Genomic DNA, 14,687 nt, shown 5'->3' with positions numbered 1-14,687 from the left:
TAAATGGGTGTTACAAAGTTAAAAACATTGGTTCCACATTTTTTCTACGATTAAGTGTACTTCCTAACCAGGAACGCGGATATCAGAATTCCCGCGGTAAGTCCGCCTATCACCTCTAGCAAGAGATAGTTTACTGAGGTTTCTCCGTGATACTTGACGTGATTGAAGTCCGAACTTAGAGCCTTCTTAAAGTTGTAAGTCTCAAGGAAATGAACCAGGGAGTCGAAAGTGGTCGTTGTCACGCCTATTAAGTGGTTTAATTGAGGGGATGAAAGGGCATAAGACTGCGAGAGGGAGTAATTTCCCGGAAAATAAACCTCGTAAAATGATTGGGTAACGTTGGTGAAGGTGACCTCCCCAGACGTGTTGGTTGTACCTTGACTTAAGGTGACCAAGTTCAGACCCTTCAACACCTTTACCTCAACCTCCTGCCCCGAGAAGGTGTAATTTCCATAGTATAGCTTCACGTGTACGGTATTGTTCACCTGTGTAACGTTAATCTTTGGAGGAACGGGCCAAAGAACTGATGGGGTATTAACTCCCCGGTTAATGTCAGCGAAAGGTTTCTGGATGTTTTCCAGGTTGGTGAACGAGGCGACACCGTAAGCAGACTCTGCAGTATCTAGACCCACGGACAGCGCAGAGGGAACTATGGTCAAATTATTACCCTGAAGGAAGTAGAGCTCCTCAGATCCCTGGGCTGTCATGTCTACAACGCTTCCGCCACCTGGACCACCCCATACCATCTCGAGATCGTTGGGAAGTCCATTCACGGAGAGGCCACCTAACTTGAACAGGCCTTGGAAGGGTAAGGTCAGGTACACCCTCTTTACCCCGTTAACTGAGTATCCGAACTGAAGATGCTGGGAGGAGTTCATGAATAGGGATAGGGAGACTGGTAAAGTGACGTTAAACGTTGGTCCTTGATAACAGTAAACCCCAAGGCCGTCAAAGGTGGTCGTGTTTTGAACCAGGGAGACGAAGGTACCTGTGAGGTTCCAGAAGTTAATCACCATGTAAACCTGGAAGGTCCTGTTATTGATTTCGTGGAAAAGCATCACGTCCTGGGCCCAGTAGGTACCGTTCAACATGGCGTTGAGCTGGAGGGATGCATTTCCGTACTCAAAGGGCTGACCGGATATGTAGGACCTCCCAATTTGAAGGGATGAAAGGTTCATGACTCCCATTACGTACGGCGTGTAATAGGTGGAGAACAGTGAGAAGAAGCTGATTCCCACGGGAAAAGAGATTCCTGCCTGTGCTGTAGTCACGAGTCCAAGGGGTGCCAGCAATGAGAGAGCTAGAAGCAGTAAAATAGTCATGGAAACGTAATACATGAACATGTTTTATAATGCCCGACATCAATAAAATTTTTGTGGCACATGCTTATGTAATTCCGGTTATAATTATCCTTGTTCTAATTATAGCGTTGATTCTCACAGGGTACATCTACGATCCTATCGTGGTTGTCCCCTCCTTGGCTATCATAGGGTTCCTCTCCTACAGGATAGTCTACGTGATTGCGAAGACGAGAAAGAGGAACCTTTACACATACAAGGGTAAGATAGGAAAGGCAATGGAAGACATTCCCAAGGGGAAGGTGGGTTATGTCCTCGTTGAGGGTGAATACTGGGAGGCAGTAGCACTCGAGGACATTAAGAAGGATGAAACTGTGGTTGTAGAGGACATGAGGGATTTAAAGCTTCTAGTCAAGAAGAATATCAATGAAACTGTCGTTTGAAACGGTGAGGAGGCTAGAGGACTCTGGAAAGTACAAGATGGTGGAGAGCGATGGAGAGGCCCATCTAGTTTATTATCCCCCTTCCGTGGAGGAGGCCTCTGGTGAAAACGCTGACATTGTGAGGACGATGGAGATTAGGCTGAGGAAAGTGGAGGACGGATACGAGATACTTGGGGGAGAGGTAAAGGAAAATGGTGAGGTTTTAAGGGAGATCAAGCTAGATGAGTTGGAACTCTGGTTCCAATTCCTTGAGGGATGAACATGTACATCATGGCCTACGGGAGCCTAAGGTATGGGTTTGAACTTCATCATTACCTGAGGAAAGCTAGGTTTGTTGGCCTTGGCTACGCCGAGAATTACGACATGTATGATCTGGGTGGTTACCCGGGTGTTGTGAAGGGCGAAGGCAGAATATGGGGTGAAGTTTACGAGATCGATAAGGCCACGCTTAATGTTCTGGACCAAGTTGAGGACTACAAGGGAGAGGAGGACGACCTATACATTAGGGAAACGACAACAGTTTACTTTGACGAGAAGAGACTCCACAGACTAGATGGGGTATACATTTACAGGTATAATCAAAGTATCAAGGATAGGGAACTCATTCCATCGGGGGATTACTCCCGCTGGATAGGGATGCCGGTCATAACGAATCTATTTGCATACGCTGAGAACACCAACTATGACGTGTTAAGTGAGAGGGGAGTTAAGGAGATACTTAGGGAAGTTAATGGGATACTCAAGGGTTATAGGATGGTATTCAACGTACCGTGTAAGTACGGCCTATGCGCCAATCTTAGGGAGGATCCAGATGGGAAAGTGTGCGGTTATGTTTACACGCTTCTAGAGGATTACCTTAACACGCTGGATAAGGCGGAGGGCCATCTCATAAAATACGTGAGGAGAACTTTGAAGGTGGTGGATGAGCAGGAAAGGGAATACTTTGCTGTAGCATATGTGTCTGATCAAGACAGGGGAGATGGAAATCCCACAGAAGAGTATAAAAATATCATTTTGAAAGGCCTAAGCAGAAGATGGAAGTCGGGCTGTGTTAGCACAGGCCTATGATGATTACTTCCCAGGCCGATTGGTGACGAGTCCTTTAAGTACTGAGGGCTTTAACCCCCCGGTTAATGGATCATCTTCTCTAGCTCATCCAATTTCTGAGCTAGTTTTAGATCCAAATCTGTGACCCCACCTTCGTCATGGGTAGTGAGGTGAACTATTACCCTGTTATAATACACGCAAAGGTCAGGGTGATGATCGAGGGAGTCAGCAACCGGCTGAACCATGTTCAAGAACCTGATGGATGAATCAAAGTCAGCGAACTTAAATTCCTTGACCAATTCTCCATTCTCAAATCTCCAGTTACGCAAGCCCTTGAGGGCCTGATCTATTTCTTGGGCAGAGAGTCTAGGCATATCCGTCTATAGCACCAGGAGTTCTTATGTCTTAATATTGAACGGAATTACAGTATAGATGCAATGTTTCGCTCCTAGATATTCCCTAAATTTCCACAGGTGAGTTATTAACTGAACGATAGTTTTCTATATGTTCAAGGATAATACCATCGAAAATGGTATTATTTGAATGTATGACTGACACTGTGAAAATGCAATGTTTCCCAAGAGAAAGTTGTTATTCATCTACTACTACTGTTTGGCTAATTAACATCTAAAACAGGTCGGGAGGGGTAATTAAGATAAACGGAGGAAACTCTGCACACTCGCAGTCTCTCTGCCCGTTAAAATTACGCTTAGGGTAAGTGGGTAATGGAAACACTGCATATATACTGTAATCCGTTCATCCCCGTTTTCCATGGTAATAACGTCGTAACACTAAAACGCGATAATACTATACTGCAAAATGAAACTCAATTTAACTATGGAAACTTAGGAAACTCCGTGATTAGAGAGGCTTTAAAGGGGGGTAAGGGTGAAGTAATTAAGAACCCGAAGGTCTTCATTGACCCCCTATCTGTCTTCACGGATATCCCTTTCAGGGAAGACATAATTAGGGAAGCCGCGATAGCGGTTAGGTACTTCGTGAAGAACGACGTTAAGTTTTCGAATCTATTTCTGGGTTTAACGGGGACCGGGAAAACCTTTGTGGTTAAGTACATTTATAACGAGATTGAGGAGGTCAAGAAGGAGGATCCAGATTACAGTGGGGTAAAACAGGTTTACCTGAACTCGAGAGAGGTTGGGGGAACCCCTCAAGCTGTCCTCTCAGTGATAGCTGAAAAGCTCACAAATAGCCTCGTTCCAAGACATGGAGTTAATCTGGGCGAGTACATTGACAAGATAAAGAGTGTCCTAAGGGGAAAGAAGGCCATCATCTACCTCGACGAAGTTGATACCCTCGTGAAAAGAAGGGGAGGAGACATCGTGCTCTATCAGCTGTTGAGGGCGGACGCAGACGTATCGGTAATCATGATCAGTAACGATATTAACGTCAGGGATTACATGGAGCCCAGGGTTTTATCGTCGCTAGGTCCATCGGTTATTTTCAAGCCCTATGACGCTGTCCAGCTAAAGGAGATCCTCGCGAAGTATGCCGAGTACGGTTTGATTGATGGAACTTTCAATGACGAGATACTTTCCTATATTGCTGCAATATCAGCGAGGGAACACGGTGACGCGAGAAAGGCGGTCAATCTTCTCTTCAGATCGGCCCAATTGGCCTCAGGGATAGGTTTCATCAAGAAGGAGCATGTGGATAAGGCCATCGTAGAGTATGAGCAGGAGAGGTTGTTTGAGGCCGTCAAGTCGCTCCCCTTCCACTACAAGCTCGCATTAAGGGCCATAGTTACGACGGAGGATGTGGTCACGGCGCATAAGGTTTACTCCAAGTATTGCGACAAGCTCAAGCAGAAGCCCCTATCCTACAGGAGGTTCTCGGACATTGTGTCGGAGCTTGATATGTTTGGAATAGTGAAGATAAAGATCATGAATAGAGGAAGGGCAGGGGGAATAAGGAAGTACGTGGAGGTTCATGACAAGGAAAAGATAATGAAAGCACTTGACGAGAACCTAGCGGAAGAGATGGGTTATGAATACGACGAAGGGTCCGATGTGGAAACGAGTTAAGGAACTTGAGGATAGACTACTGCAACTGGAGGAACGGAGGAAAAACATAGAGGCGGAATTGAGCGCACTACCGAATGGTCATCTGGAATCCAAGATCATCAATGGAAATGTATATTACTACCTTAGGTACTGGGAGGAAGGGAAACTAAAGAGCAGGTATTTGGGAAGGGAGGCTACCAAGATCAAGGAACAGGTGGAGAGGGCCTCCGAGCTCAAGCGGGAGCTTTCAATGCTCAAGGAGGAGGAGAGAAGAATAAGAAAAGTGTTGGACAGAATCTCTCTAGCCCTAGGCATAGATTAGAGAGTATCCATGATATTGACAAGTTCCTTTGTGAACTCAGTGGTGCTCAAGGCCTTAACTCCCATAAACCTAGCTAGATCCTGAGTAACCCTCTTGGTGGAGACCGCTCTCAATATGGACTTCTCCACTAGATCTGCAGCCTCGTTCCACCCCATGAACCTTAACATAAGTTCGCATCCCTTAATTATCCCCGTGGGATTTGCCACGTTCTTTCCAGCATACTTGGGTGCGGTTCCGTGTATTGCCTCAAACATGCCACCCGAGTCGCCTATGTTGGCCCCACCAAGCATTCCAATGTTTCCTATGAGAGCTCCGGCTGCGTCGGATATGTAATCTCCATTAAGGTTGGGAGCTAGAATGACGTCGTACTCATCTGGTCTCGTGATAATCTGTTGGAACATGTTGTCAGCTATCCTGTCATTCACCACTATCTTCCCCTCAGGAGCTTTACCGTTGTACTCCTTTGTGATCTCCTCCTCTGTCACTACCTTTTCCCTGAACTCCCTCTTGATGAGGTCGTAGGCCCAATCCCTAAATGCTCCCTCAGTGTACTTGAGCACGTTCCCCTTGTGCATTATGGTTAACTTTCTCCTTCCGTGTTCAATGGCGTAATTCATGGCCATCCTCGTGATCCTCTCGGTCTTGAACCTGCTTATTACCTTGATACCAATTCCGGTATCGTCCTCAACATCAACATGTAACTCGTTCCTAAGGAATGACCTTATCTTCTTAGCCTCCTCGCTGTCGTATGTGTACTCTATACCCCTGTATAGGTCGTCTGTGTTTTCCCTGAAAATGATCATGTCCACCTTGTTCGGTTCCTTTAGAGGAGACTCGAGTCCATCTATATATTTCACAGGCCTGATGTTAGCGTAAAGGTCAAGCATGAGCCTGATGGCCACGTTCACGGATTTCCATCCCTTTCCAATGGGAGTTTCCAGTGGGCCCTTAACTACGACCCTATAGTTCAAGAGCATTTCCTGGGTCTCCTTGGGAAACCTATCCCCTGTCTTCGCGAAGGCCTTATCGCCAGCTAGTACCTCAACCCACTTGATCTCCCTCTTGGAGCCATAGGCCTTTTCCACAGCCTTGTCTACGACTTGTCTCGCAGAGGCCACGATCTCTGGTCCTATACCGTCCCCCTCGATGTAGAGAATGACAGGCTTGTTGGGAACTATCCATCTCCCGTTTTGAAACGAGATTTTTTCACCATCGTCCGGGACATGCGACATGAAAATTAGGTAGTTCGAACAACTTTTAACTTTTTGGATGATAATGGGGTTGACAACTAGATATTAACCGGGGAGTTAAAACTCGTTACTCCTTTCTAGCTAGATAGTAAAAGAGTGCGTTCTCCTCCCTATAGGAGACCTCCTTAAAGCCCTTTAGCTCCATTCTTTCCCTCCTCACTATAACCGGATCCACGAGAAGGAACATTCCCCCGTCCCTTAACACCCTCCTAATCTCGGTAAAGAGGGCCTCCCTCTCATGTTTCCTAAGGTTATAAACGAACATCACCGAGTAGACAAAGGAAAAGGAAGAGTCCGTAAACGGTAACTTAAGGGTCGGCCTCTCTATCTTTAGGAACTCCACATTAGCCCCCTCCTCCTTAGCGTTTTTGATTGCTGTCTCGAGGGGGAATTCGTCCCATATATCAAGGGCGACTATCTTTCTGTTCCACGCCTTGGATAGCTGAATGGGAATGAGAGAGTTACCGCACCCCACGTCAAGCACTTCCCCTTCCACCTTGAGCTGTGCCAGTCTCCTTAGAATGAAGTTCTGTTCGTCCAGGGTAATGCCCATCCTCCTTACTGGGTAGTAAGTTGGCATATTACGATCCTACGTTAAGAGGAAATGTTAATATTTAAAGATAAATATTAAAAGAGTATCGAGGTAGGGCAGAACCTAAAATCAAAAACTGTCACGAAAAAGTTTTTGATATTACACGTTCATGGGGAACCTATGATTAAGGAACTTCTGCTCATAGCACTTATCTTAAGCCAGGGAATACCGCTGTTTCACCTGGGACAGGATCAGGTGTCAACTCTTCCTCCCTCTCAACTGGTCACGGTATCGATAGTGGAGAAACCGCAGAACTTGGCGTTACTCCAGTTATACGTTCAGGAACACAAGGTACTCAACAAGGATCAGGTTGAGTCTCTGTTCGTTCCAACCGAGAAAATACAACAGCTCGTGAACTACCTACACGGGTACGGGATCGCCACCAGCGTGTCGCTGAACGTTATCACCGCAACGGGCACAGTTTCTCAGTTTGAGAAGGCGCTAGGTGGGTCCTTTTACGTCGAAAAGTTTCACAACCTAACCTTTTATCAGTACGTTGGGGCAAACTCTCCCCTGGTTTCCAACGCATTGGTGTTCTCAACCAACGTGACGACCTCACTCCTTCAGAGGCCAAGCACTCTCATCAACGTGACCCAGGCGGTCGCGTTCTCCCAGGTAACCCCATCGCAACTCCGGGACGCCTACAATGTAACCCCCCTCCTTCACAAGGGAATAAACGGGACTAACGTAACCATTGGGATAGTGGACTTCTATGGGGATCCCTACATTCAGCAACAACTGCAGGAGTTTGACTCTAACTATAACATAAGTAATCCTCCATTCTTTAAGGTGGAGAGTATAGGGGCCTACAACCCCAATGACGGCATCTCCAGCGGATGGGCACTTGAGATTTCACTTGACGTGGAATACGCCCACGTGCTAGCCCCAGGCGCTGGGATAATACTGTACGTGGCTAACCCCAACGCCTCCCTCCCTCAGGTGATTGCTTACATAGACCAACAGGACCAGGTGTCGGTGGTCTCACAGAGCTTTGGGATCCCTGAGTTGTACGTGGCCCTGGGACTGATACCCCTCTCCATGGCACAATCCCTCACTTACGAGTATTGGTTGGGCGAAGTTGAGGGAATCACGTTCGTGGCTAGTAGCGGTGACGCAGGTGGAAACGGGTATAACTTCTACCTTTCTCCCCTTGGTAACCTGGTACTCCCAGCCTCTGACCCCTATGTGCTCGCTGTTGGGGGGACATCGGTCTACTACTCTAACGGAAGCGTCACGCAGACTGCATGGAGTGGCGAAAGTTTGTTTGGGGCGTCCACTGGTGGATATAGTGTCATATTCCCCAGTCCATGGTATCAGGGCACTCACGGTTTTAGGATGGTACCAGACGTGGCAGCTGACGCCAACCCATATACGGGAGTTCCGGTCACGTACTATTACAATATCTCTGAACTGGTAGGGGGGACCTCAGTTGCCTCACCTCTAGTAGCTGGAATTCTAGCTCTGGCTGTTCAAGTTCACGGCAAACTTGGCTTCATAAACCCACTGATCTACTCACTAAATGGTACGAAGGCCATATCTCCAGTTGAATACGGGTATAACACCCCCTACATCGTGAATGGAACTCCTAACCCTGTTACTGGGCTAGGTTACATAAACGCAGGTTACTTCGTGTCTATGATCGAACCCGGGAATGGGATATCCGTGGCGGTCCAGAACACCACCTACCTAGATGATCAAGAGGTTAATGTTGTGGTGAAGGCACCCCCATCACCTCAACCGGTTGCTCAAATCTATAATGGATCTGCAATCGTGGGACAAGTTCCCCTCACGTACAACGGGACTTACTGGGTTGGTCACTTCCAGGCTACAGGATCGGGAGTCCAGGAAGTAATAGTGACACAGGGCAACCTAGTGTCAGGTTCCTATTTCACCGTAGGTCTACAGGCTCAGTACCTCCTTCCACAGGTAGCGCTTTACCCGAGTCCCGGAAACTTGCCAGTCCTGGTTCACTTGACATATCCCAACGGGACTACTGCATATCCCAAGTCCCAATTCTCTGCAAGTCTATATAGCTATAACCCAGAGACAGGACAGGAGAAACTAATTTCCACGATACAGCTTAGCCATCCTCTTGTCCTCAATTTTAGCCAGTACGGGATTACCATAACTAACGCGTCCGATTACGTGTTTGGAACCTTCCCATTGAATTCCTCCATGGTGAGCGGGATATACCTCGTTAAGGTCCCAGGTACGTATGGGTTCGACGAGATAGTTGCAGGAATTTACGTTGTCCCCTACATAGTTCCTGGGATAGCCACAGAGCCACTGGTAGTTGCCCCTGGTGAGAACTTTACACTTGCTGTGTTCGCGGAGACCCTAGGTTCGCCCAATATAACGGTGAGTTTCGTTAAGGATGGGGTGTCCTATTTTAACACAACTATTAACTCCGTAGAGACCTCATTGGGACAGTTCTACGTTCAGGAGCTCTCCCTGCCCAAGGGAATACCCTCGGGGTACTATAACGTCGTGGCGTATGCCAGTTACAACTTCAGCAATTACACAGCGTCTGGGATTGGCGTGACGCAAATTTACGTTTCCCCTTCACCTGTGCAGGTTACCCTGAGCGGTCTACAGGAGACCATGCTCCAGAACTCCACGCTGGTTATAAACGCCTCAATAACCTATCCCAATGGAACTCCCGTGAAGTATGGCACCTTTACAGCCATTGTTATTCCCTCATATCTTCAGGACTCCTTCGATACACTTGCGATCTCCAACGCAGTTCCCCTGGAGTACAGGAACGGTTCGTGGATTGGCTACTTCAACCTTCCCTCAGGTGGAAGCTCCAACGGGTTGGGTCTTTCACCCTATGGGCTAGCAGGTTCTTGGCAAATATATATTGATGGGGTAACCTATGACGGCTATCCCACTGCCCTTAAGTCATCACTGGACTACAACACTCTTTCGGTAATACCTCAACCTTACACTGACTTCGTTCTCCTACCCTATGTTCTAACACCGACCTTTAATGGGACCTCTGGGTACAACCTTTACATACTTAACGCCACCATAATCAACCATAACGCAACCCTAGTAAACTCAGTTATCTACAATCTAACTGCCGTGAATGCAACAGTAAGCTTGATAAATAGCCAGGTCTTCCATTACACGCTAACCAACAGTACCCTCCTCAATAACACTGCAATAACTCCAGTTCAGATTCTGACCACTAGCGTGGGTCATCATGGTGTCGTAATCCCCTCCACAGTTACTAAAAATGTCACATCGACATCTGCTCAAAATGGAACAGTCATCGTAGCGTTGGTAATCCTCACGTTCGGTCTCATTCTAGCCGTGTATGTATGGAGGAGAAAATAGTGTGTCCAGGAAGCCTTTCCAGGAATTCAGAAAACTGTTTACCACACCATCACGAACCAGTAGAGAACCACTAGCCAAGCAAAACCTAGTTTTAGATTTCAAGAGATCTCGGTAATCATTCCAACCCATCCTTCTTGGTCATACATTATGTATTGGACCCTTACCTGAATTCTTTTTACTCCCGCCTTGGTTCTAACCCTCAGATTGTAGGTGAAATAATATATATTACCATCCGTCTCAACGTCAGCCTTCTTGGGAAACTCGATCACGTAATCATACTTCTCTGAAAGCTCCTGGATCTTCGTGGTCAACCTCGTTATTATGTCCTTTACAGAGTCTCCGTAAATGGGTTCAAAGGTTATGGCCCTTAACTCTTCCTTGAAGGCTGAAATGCTTTCGGTCATTCTTATCTTTCTTGTTTTTCCTCTAGTTTTTGCATCCACGGTATTCAATACGTAGCACGGGAATAAAAATGTCCCTGGTTCGATCGGGCTAGAAATAGAAGTCCTCAAACAATTTCCTAACCTTCCAGCCCTCCTCGTCTAACCAGTCTATCCCTTTTTCTATCTCTTGCCTAAGCCCCCTCACATTGTCCCGTAGGTCCACGCTGGGAATCGAAAAGGAGGTTATCTTCTCCTCATCAATGACAGAGTACATATTATCCAACTTGCTACCAAACCCGAGCAAAGACCTATTCCTCCCCCTATACATGAGCGGAGAAATAACCTGGGTGAAGCCGTATTCATCTTTAACCACAAGGAAAGGAAGCATTACCTCAAGTTTCTCGTCAATGTAGATGGTTCTTCTGGCCAGGGAAGATAATTCATTAAGCTCTCTCTTCTTTAACTCCTTTACGCTCTCCAGCGCAGATTTAACCTCATTCACGATATTTCTAGAGGCCTCCAATTTGCTATCTACCTGGGCAAGTTCTTGGTTCTTCTTTGCGACAAGTGAGTCTATCTTCTCCCTGTAAACTCTTATCTCGGCCCTGTATGGTTCGAGGGCCTGATTCACCTGAGCCTCAAGGTCTTTCATTAGCTTATCCTTTACAGACTCAAGGGAGGAAATCTGTTTCTGGGACACAGATCCACCCTCTACGTCCAATCGGGTCTTGGCTATAACGCCATAGATCTCCGAGAGCTTAGGGGCGAATTCTGATACCTTCTTTTTAACTTCCTCATAGGCAATCGGTTTCCTTTGCTTCAAGAGTTGTTCCAACTCTGCCCTAGTTTTCTCTATTTCCTGGTCGTATAGGGACTCTATTCTCCGCCTCTCCTCTGCTATCCTCCCTATGAAAGTATCCGATATTGCGAGGAAGCTCTTAACGTATTCATCGATCTTGTTTAGCTCAGAGTTTACAATGTCCTGAAGTCTTTTCCACTCTTCAACCTCTAAGGAAGCAACATCCTCAGTAATCTTTCTCTCAAGGATATATACCGGCAAAGACATTGAGGGGTTCTTTAAAAGAGTGGTAATGTCGTCACTTATTACTCCCTTAAGCCTAACGCTCTCCTTTCCCCTGGGTTCAGTCCAGGGAATCTTTCTAACTAGGTTCACAAATTCATCCGCGGAGGTTATCTTTGAAAAGGAATTAAGATAATGCTCGTAGTCTCCCAGAACTGTCCTATTAAACATGGTATCTATCCTTCCAGTTTCGTCAAAGAGAAGATAACCGCCTGAATCCTCCATTCTCATTAAGAGAATGGGCCAGCCTATCAGGGTAATGGAGTTAACTCTAGTCCTCTTGGAGAGGGCCTTAGAGAGAGCCACAGCCAACTGTTTCTCGGGAGAGAGCGGAGAACCGTTGGGATCCACCACTAGCGCGACTTGAACAGTCTTCATGTGGGAACTTTAAAGTAACTCGCAACTATAACTCTTTAAGCTTATGATTAACACCTAAACGTAGTTGGAGACCTCAAGCACCATTTTCTTTACCTTCTCGATGCTTTCCACGAAATCGGGATCCAGTTCCTCAAGGTGCCCTAGTAATTTCACAGTTCCAGCAATCCCCTTTTCCACTAGGAGCCTGTCTATGTGAAGGTTCCTCTGCCCCATTAATATGACCAACCTCGACTCCTCAGCCTTAAGGAATTCTTCCAATTTCCCCGCCAAACCCAGGGCCTTGAGCGAATCCTCCCGGTTAACAGTTTTGGCCCATGGATACTTCTTCTTTACCTCCTCTAAGGCCTCACTCTCGTATGCTATGTCGTTCAGAACCTCAATGATGTTCTTAGAGTCGTCCTCTTTTCTCTTCCTAACAAGGTCAGTGATGAAGGGGAAGAAATCCTGAGTTATTTTAATTTCTCCTTCTTCAGGGAAAGGGTAAATTGAATTCGCCATTGCGTCATCTTTAATTGCTGAGAATGCCTCCTCTATATCCTCTCTAGTTAATTCCAAGGGAAGAGGCCTGTTCAAGATCACGGACGACATTCCAATGATGGATATTACATCTAGGCCGACCAGGAGTTGTACAGCTTCGCTGTAGCCAGGTTCAGCCAATTTTGGGTAAAACTTTCTTCTTAAATAGAGGTTAGGCCAGTTCATTAAGTTAAAGAGTATGGGAGACTTGGAGTAGTAGATTTTCATATAGTAACCGCCGTTAAGTCTTCTGTACACATATACTGCCTTATCCTTCTCTATTCCAGCTCTAACCGCAAGCTCGATAAAATCCAAGATTATCAAGAGAAAAAGAACGCATGGATTAAAAAGTAGAGCTTTATCTCTTGTCTATGTAGCCCTTTTCCACTAAGAGCTCAGCGGTCAGCACACCGCCTCCAGCTGCTCCCCTAACTGTGTTATGAATTAGCGAAACGAACCTTATAGTCCTTGGGTTAACCTGCTTTAGCCTTCCTACCACAATGCTCATTCCCGGCGGATTTCCAGCCCACCTATCGAAGAATACCTGTGGTCTAGCGTCCTGTGTCGTAACTAGGATTGGCTTCTCTGGTGCCGTTGGCAACTTTAAGTCCTGGGGTTCTCCCTTGAAGGACTCCATCGAGTCCATTACCTTTCTAACGTCTGTGTCCTCCTTAAAGGTCACGTATGCTACCTCGTAGTGTCCGTGAATTGTTGCAATCCTATGAGTAGTAGCATCGAGGGTTATTTCGTTGACGCCGGGCTCCTGAACGTTCCTTTTAACTTCTGATAGTATTCTTGTTATCTCCTTCACGGTCTTGGCATCGTACCCATCTCCTAGGGGGAGAGCGTTGTCCACAATATCTAGGGAGGCGATTCCTGGATAGCCAGCACCCGACAGGGATTGCATTGTGGTTATCATCACACCACTCATCTTGAAGTTCTGGTAAATGGGCGTTAGGGGTATTGCAGCTCCCTGGGCCGTGCATAAGGGAGTGGTAACTATGAATCCCTTCCAGTCTCTCCTCTTCCTTTGTTCGTCGATCAAGGTCACAGTATGCGGATTGACCTCCGGTATTATCATGGGAACATCCATGTCAAACCTGTGATCCGGCGAATTGCTGATCACGTTGAAGCCTAGCTTTGCGAATTGCTCCTCGACAGGTCCTGCTGCGCCCTGCGGTAATGGGGAGAAAACTATATCAACATCATCCATTAGCTTCGGATCCGTTGGCTTTACCTCTTGATTGGCTATTTCTTTGGGTACGTTCCCAACTGTTTGCCATCTAACTATTTCGCCATAGGGCTTTCCCACAGAACCCTTTCCTGCAAGATATGTTGGCTTTATGTAGGGATGATCAGCTAACATTCTCACGTATTCTATTCCAACCAGACCCGTGGCCCCGAGAATTGCGGCCTTTAGCGTTCTCCTCATAAGTATCACTAACTATTCTGCACTTGTAGAATATAAACTTACTTTAACCGTATAAGTTCTACAGTTTATACTCCTATGGAAATAAAAAATGCCTCAACGAATCCGCTAATCATTAGGGTAACGGCAACCAACCCTATAACAAGAGCATAGTTGGGAAGTTCCCTCCTCCAGTTACCGTCGAGTATGGCCTTAGTCATGAAGTAACTTTCAGTCATCATTGCTGAATAGGATACGAATTCCAACCAGAAAAATGGTAGAAACGCCTCTAGCGTTGGAAGTGACACCCCAGGAATTCCCTCAAAGGAACCTATCGCCGAGAACGCGTAACCTGTATCAGCCATGATGAACAGTCCTACTGGTATACCGACGAAGGGAAGGGACATGAACAGGGAGAGGAAGAAGTTATGTCCTGCAATGGAGGTCCCCATTCCCACTAGGCCTTGACTAGGAGAAACGGTTGAGTTAAGTGAGTTCATTATCTGCTGGCCCACCTGTGGAGAGCTTGGAAGCGCAGCTACAACAAAGAGAAGTGTGACGTTAACTATCAGCAGTATAAAGTAAATCTTTATCCTGGTGATGTTCATG

At 46.6% G+C, this 14,687-nt stretch carries 15 protein-coding genes; 6 read left to right on the top strand and 9 right to left on the bottom strand.

Annotated features, from left to right (window positions below):
• Window positions 1-50 precede the first annotated feature (50 nt).
• A complete protein-coding gene (locus ACI49J_RS08150; protein ID WP_240254984.1) occupies window positions 51-1,343 on the bottom strand; it encodes a thermopsin family protease in 1,293 nt (430 codons plus the stop codon).
• Window positions 1,344-1,375: 32 nt separating this feature from the next.
• On the opposite strand from ACI49J_RS08150, the gene ACI49J_RS08145 reads away from it, so the two are divergent.
• Genes ACI49J_RS08145 through ACI49J_RS08135 form a run of 3 tightly spaced genes read left to right on the top strand, consistent with a single transcriptional unit; the run spans window position 1,376 to window position 2,809 of the window.
• The gene (locus ACI49J_RS08145) at window positions 1,376-1,741 is read left to right on the top strand and encodes an NfeD family protein (RefSeq protein WP_240254986.1); all 366 of its coding nucleotides are present in this window, start codon (window positions 1,376-1,378) and stop codon (window positions 1,739-1,741) included.
• Complete coding sequence (locus ACI49J_RS08140; RefSeq protein ID WP_240254988.1) at window positions 1,725-2,000, top strand: hypothetical protein; 276 nt, start codon at window positions 1,725-1,727, stop codon at window positions 1,998-2,000. The genes ACI49J_RS08145 and ACI49J_RS08140 overlap by 17 nt, the downstream gene beginning before the upstream one ends.
• 2 nt (window positions 2,001-2,002) lie before the next feature.
• Window positions 2,003-2,809, top strand: a complete 807-nt coding sequence (locus ACI49J_RS08135; protein WP_240254990.1) for a gamma-glutamylcyclotransferase — start codon at window positions 2,003-2,005, stop codon at window positions 2,807-2,809.
• A 62-nt stretch (window positions 2,810-2,871) separates the two neighbouring features.
• Here ACI49J_RS08135 and ACI49J_RS08130 read toward each other — a convergent pair whose 3' ends face one another.
• Window positions 2,872-3,162, bottom strand: a complete 291-nt coding sequence (locus ACI49J_RS08130; protein WP_240254992.1) for a 4a-hydroxytetrahydrobiopterin dehydratase — start codon at window positions 3,160-3,162, stop codon at window positions 2,872-2,874.
• A 483-nt stretch (window positions 3,163-3,645) separates the two neighbouring features.
• Between ACI49J_RS08130 and ACI49J_RS08125 the strand changes: the two genes are divergently transcribed.
• Window positions 3,646-4,830, top strand: coding sequence for a Cdc6/Cdc18 family protein (locus tag ACI49J_RS08125; protein ID WP_240254994.1), 1,185 nt, complete (start codon window positions 3,646-3,648; stop codon window positions 4,828-4,830).
• Complete coding sequence (locus tag ACI49J_RS08120) at window positions 4,793-5,131, top strand: hypothetical protein (RefSeq protein ID WP_240254996.1); 339 nt, start codon at window positions 4,793-4,795, stop codon at window positions 5,129-5,131. The genes ACI49J_RS08125 and ACI49J_RS08120 overlap by 38 nt, the downstream gene beginning before the upstream one ends.
• Here the strand turns inward: ACI49J_RS08120 and ACI49J_RS08115 are convergent.
• Window positions 5,128-6,363: an NADP-dependent isocitrate dehydrogenase gene (locus ACI49J_RS08115; RefSeq protein WP_240254998.1), complete on the bottom strand. Its 1,236-nt coding sequence runs from the start codon at window positions 6,361-6,363 to the stop codon at window positions 5,128-5,130. The genes ACI49J_RS08120 and ACI49J_RS08115 overlap by 4 nt on opposite strands.
• A gap of 85 nt (window positions 6,364-6,448) precedes the next feature.
• Window positions 6,449-6,961: a class I SAM-dependent methyltransferase gene (locus ACI49J_RS08110; protein ID WP_240255000.1), complete on the bottom strand. Its 513-nt coding sequence runs from the start codon at window positions 6,959-6,961 to the stop codon at window positions 6,449-6,451.
• Window positions 6,962-7,093: 132 nt separating this feature from the next.
• On the opposite strand from ACI49J_RS08110, the gene ACI49J_RS08105 reads away from it, so the two are divergent.
• The gene (locus ACI49J_RS08105) at window positions 7,094-10,312 is read left to right on the top strand and encodes a protease pro-enzyme activation domain-containing protein (protein WP_240255002.1); all 3,219 of its coding nucleotides are present in this window, start codon (window positions 7,094-7,096) and stop codon (window positions 10,310-10,312) included.
• 98 nt (window positions 10,313-10,410) lie between these two features.
• Here ACI49J_RS08105 and ACI49J_RS08100 read toward each other — a convergent pair whose 3' ends face one another.
• The 5 genes from ACI49J_RS08100 to ACI49J_RS08080 form a co-directional block, all read right to left on the bottom strand.
• Window positions 10,411-10,716, bottom strand: coding sequence for a hypothetical protein (locus tag ACI49J_RS08100; RefSeq protein WP_240255098.1), 306 nt, complete (start codon window positions 10,714-10,716; stop codon window positions 10,411-10,413).
• Window positions 10,717-10,804: 88 nt separating this feature from the next.
• On the bottom strand, window positions 10,805-12,154 hold the full coding sequence (locus ACI49J_RS08095) for a hypothetical protein (protein ID WP_240255004.1): 1,350 nt from the start codon (window positions 12,152-12,154) through the stop codon (window positions 10,805-10,807).
• Between the two features lie 54 nt (window positions 12,155-12,208).
• Complete coding sequence (locus ACI49J_RS08090) at window positions 12,209-12,994, bottom strand: hypothetical protein (protein ID WP_342780967.1); 786 nt, start codon at window positions 12,992-12,994, stop codon at window positions 12,209-12,211.
• 34 nt (window positions 12,995-13,028) lie between these two features.
• A complete protein-coding gene (gene asd, locus ACI49J_RS08085) occupies window positions 13,029-14,102 on the bottom strand; it encodes an aspartate-semialdehyde dehydrogenase (protein WP_240255008.1) in 1,074 nt (357 codons plus the stop codon).
• 65 nt (window positions 14,103-14,167) lie between these two features.
• Window positions 14,168-14,686, bottom strand: coding sequence for a hypothetical protein (locus ACI49J_RS08080; protein ID WP_240255010.1), 519 nt, complete (start codon window positions 14,684-14,686; stop codon window positions 14,168-14,170).
• Window position 14,687: the final 1 nt, after the last annotated feature.

The organism is Metallosphaera sp. D4-4 (genome assembly GCF_046245145.1).
GTDB classification, from domain to species: domain Archaea; phylum Thermoproteota; class Thermoprotei_A; order Sulfolobales; family Sulfolobaceae; genus Metallosphaera; species Metallosphaera sedula.
Note: the sequence above shows the minus strand (reverse complement) of the source record. Positions and strands in the feature narration are given on the sequence as shown.

What these genes read in the sequence shown, in the direction of transcription:
- asd (WP_240255008.1), bottom strand. Translation starts at nt 14,102, where the DNA reads ATGAGGAGAACGCTAAAGGCCGCAATTCTCGGGGCCACGGGTCTGGTT.
- ACI49J_RS08150 (WP_240254984.1), bottom strand. Translation starts at nt 1,343, where the DNA reads ATGTTCATGTATTACGTTTCCATGACTATTTTACTGCTTCTAGCTCTC.
- ACI49J_RS08095 (WP_240255004.1), bottom strand. Translation starts at nt 12,154, where the DNA reads ATGAAGACTGTTCAAGTCGCGCTAGTGGTGGATCCCAACGGTTCTCCG.
- ACI49J_RS08105 (WP_240255002.1), top strand. Translation starts at nt 7,094, where the DNA reads ATGATTAAGGAACTTCTGCTCATAGCACTTATCTTAAGCCAGGGAATA.
- ACI49J_RS08115 (WP_240254998.1), bottom strand. Translation starts at nt 6,363, where the DNA reads ATGTCGCATGTCCCGGACGATGGTGAAAAAATCTCGTTTCAAAACGGG.
- ACI49J_RS08080 (WP_240255010.1), bottom strand. Translation starts at nt 14,686, where the DNA reads ATGAACATCACCAGGATAAAGATTTACTTTATACTGCTGATAGTTAAC.
- ACI49J_RS08120 (WP_240254996.1), top strand. Translation starts at nt 4,793, where the DNA reads ATGAATACGACGAAGGGTCCGATGTGGAAACGAGTTAAGGAACTTGAG.
- ACI49J_RS08135 (WP_240254990.1), top strand. Translation starts at nt 2,003, where the DNA reads ATGTACATCATGGCCTACGGGAGCCTAAGGTATGGGTTTGAACTTCAT.
- ACI49J_RS08110 (WP_240255000.1), bottom strand. Translation starts at nt 6,961, where the DNA reads ATGCCAACTTACTACCCAGTAAGGAGGATGGGCATTACCCTGGACGAA.
- ACI49J_RS08100 (WP_240255098.1), bottom strand. Translation starts at nt 10,716, where the DNA reads ATGACCGAAAGCATTTCAGCCTTCAAGGAAGAGTTAAGGGCCATAACC.
- ACI49J_RS08130 (WP_240254992.1), bottom strand. Translation starts at nt 3,162, where the DNA reads ATGCCTAGACTCTCTGCCCAAGAAATAGATCAGGCCCTCAAGGGCTTG.
- ACI49J_RS08140 (WP_240254988.1), top strand. Translation starts at nt 1,725, where the DNA reads ATGAAACTGTCGTTTGAAACGGTGAGGAGGCTAGAGGACTCTGGAAAG.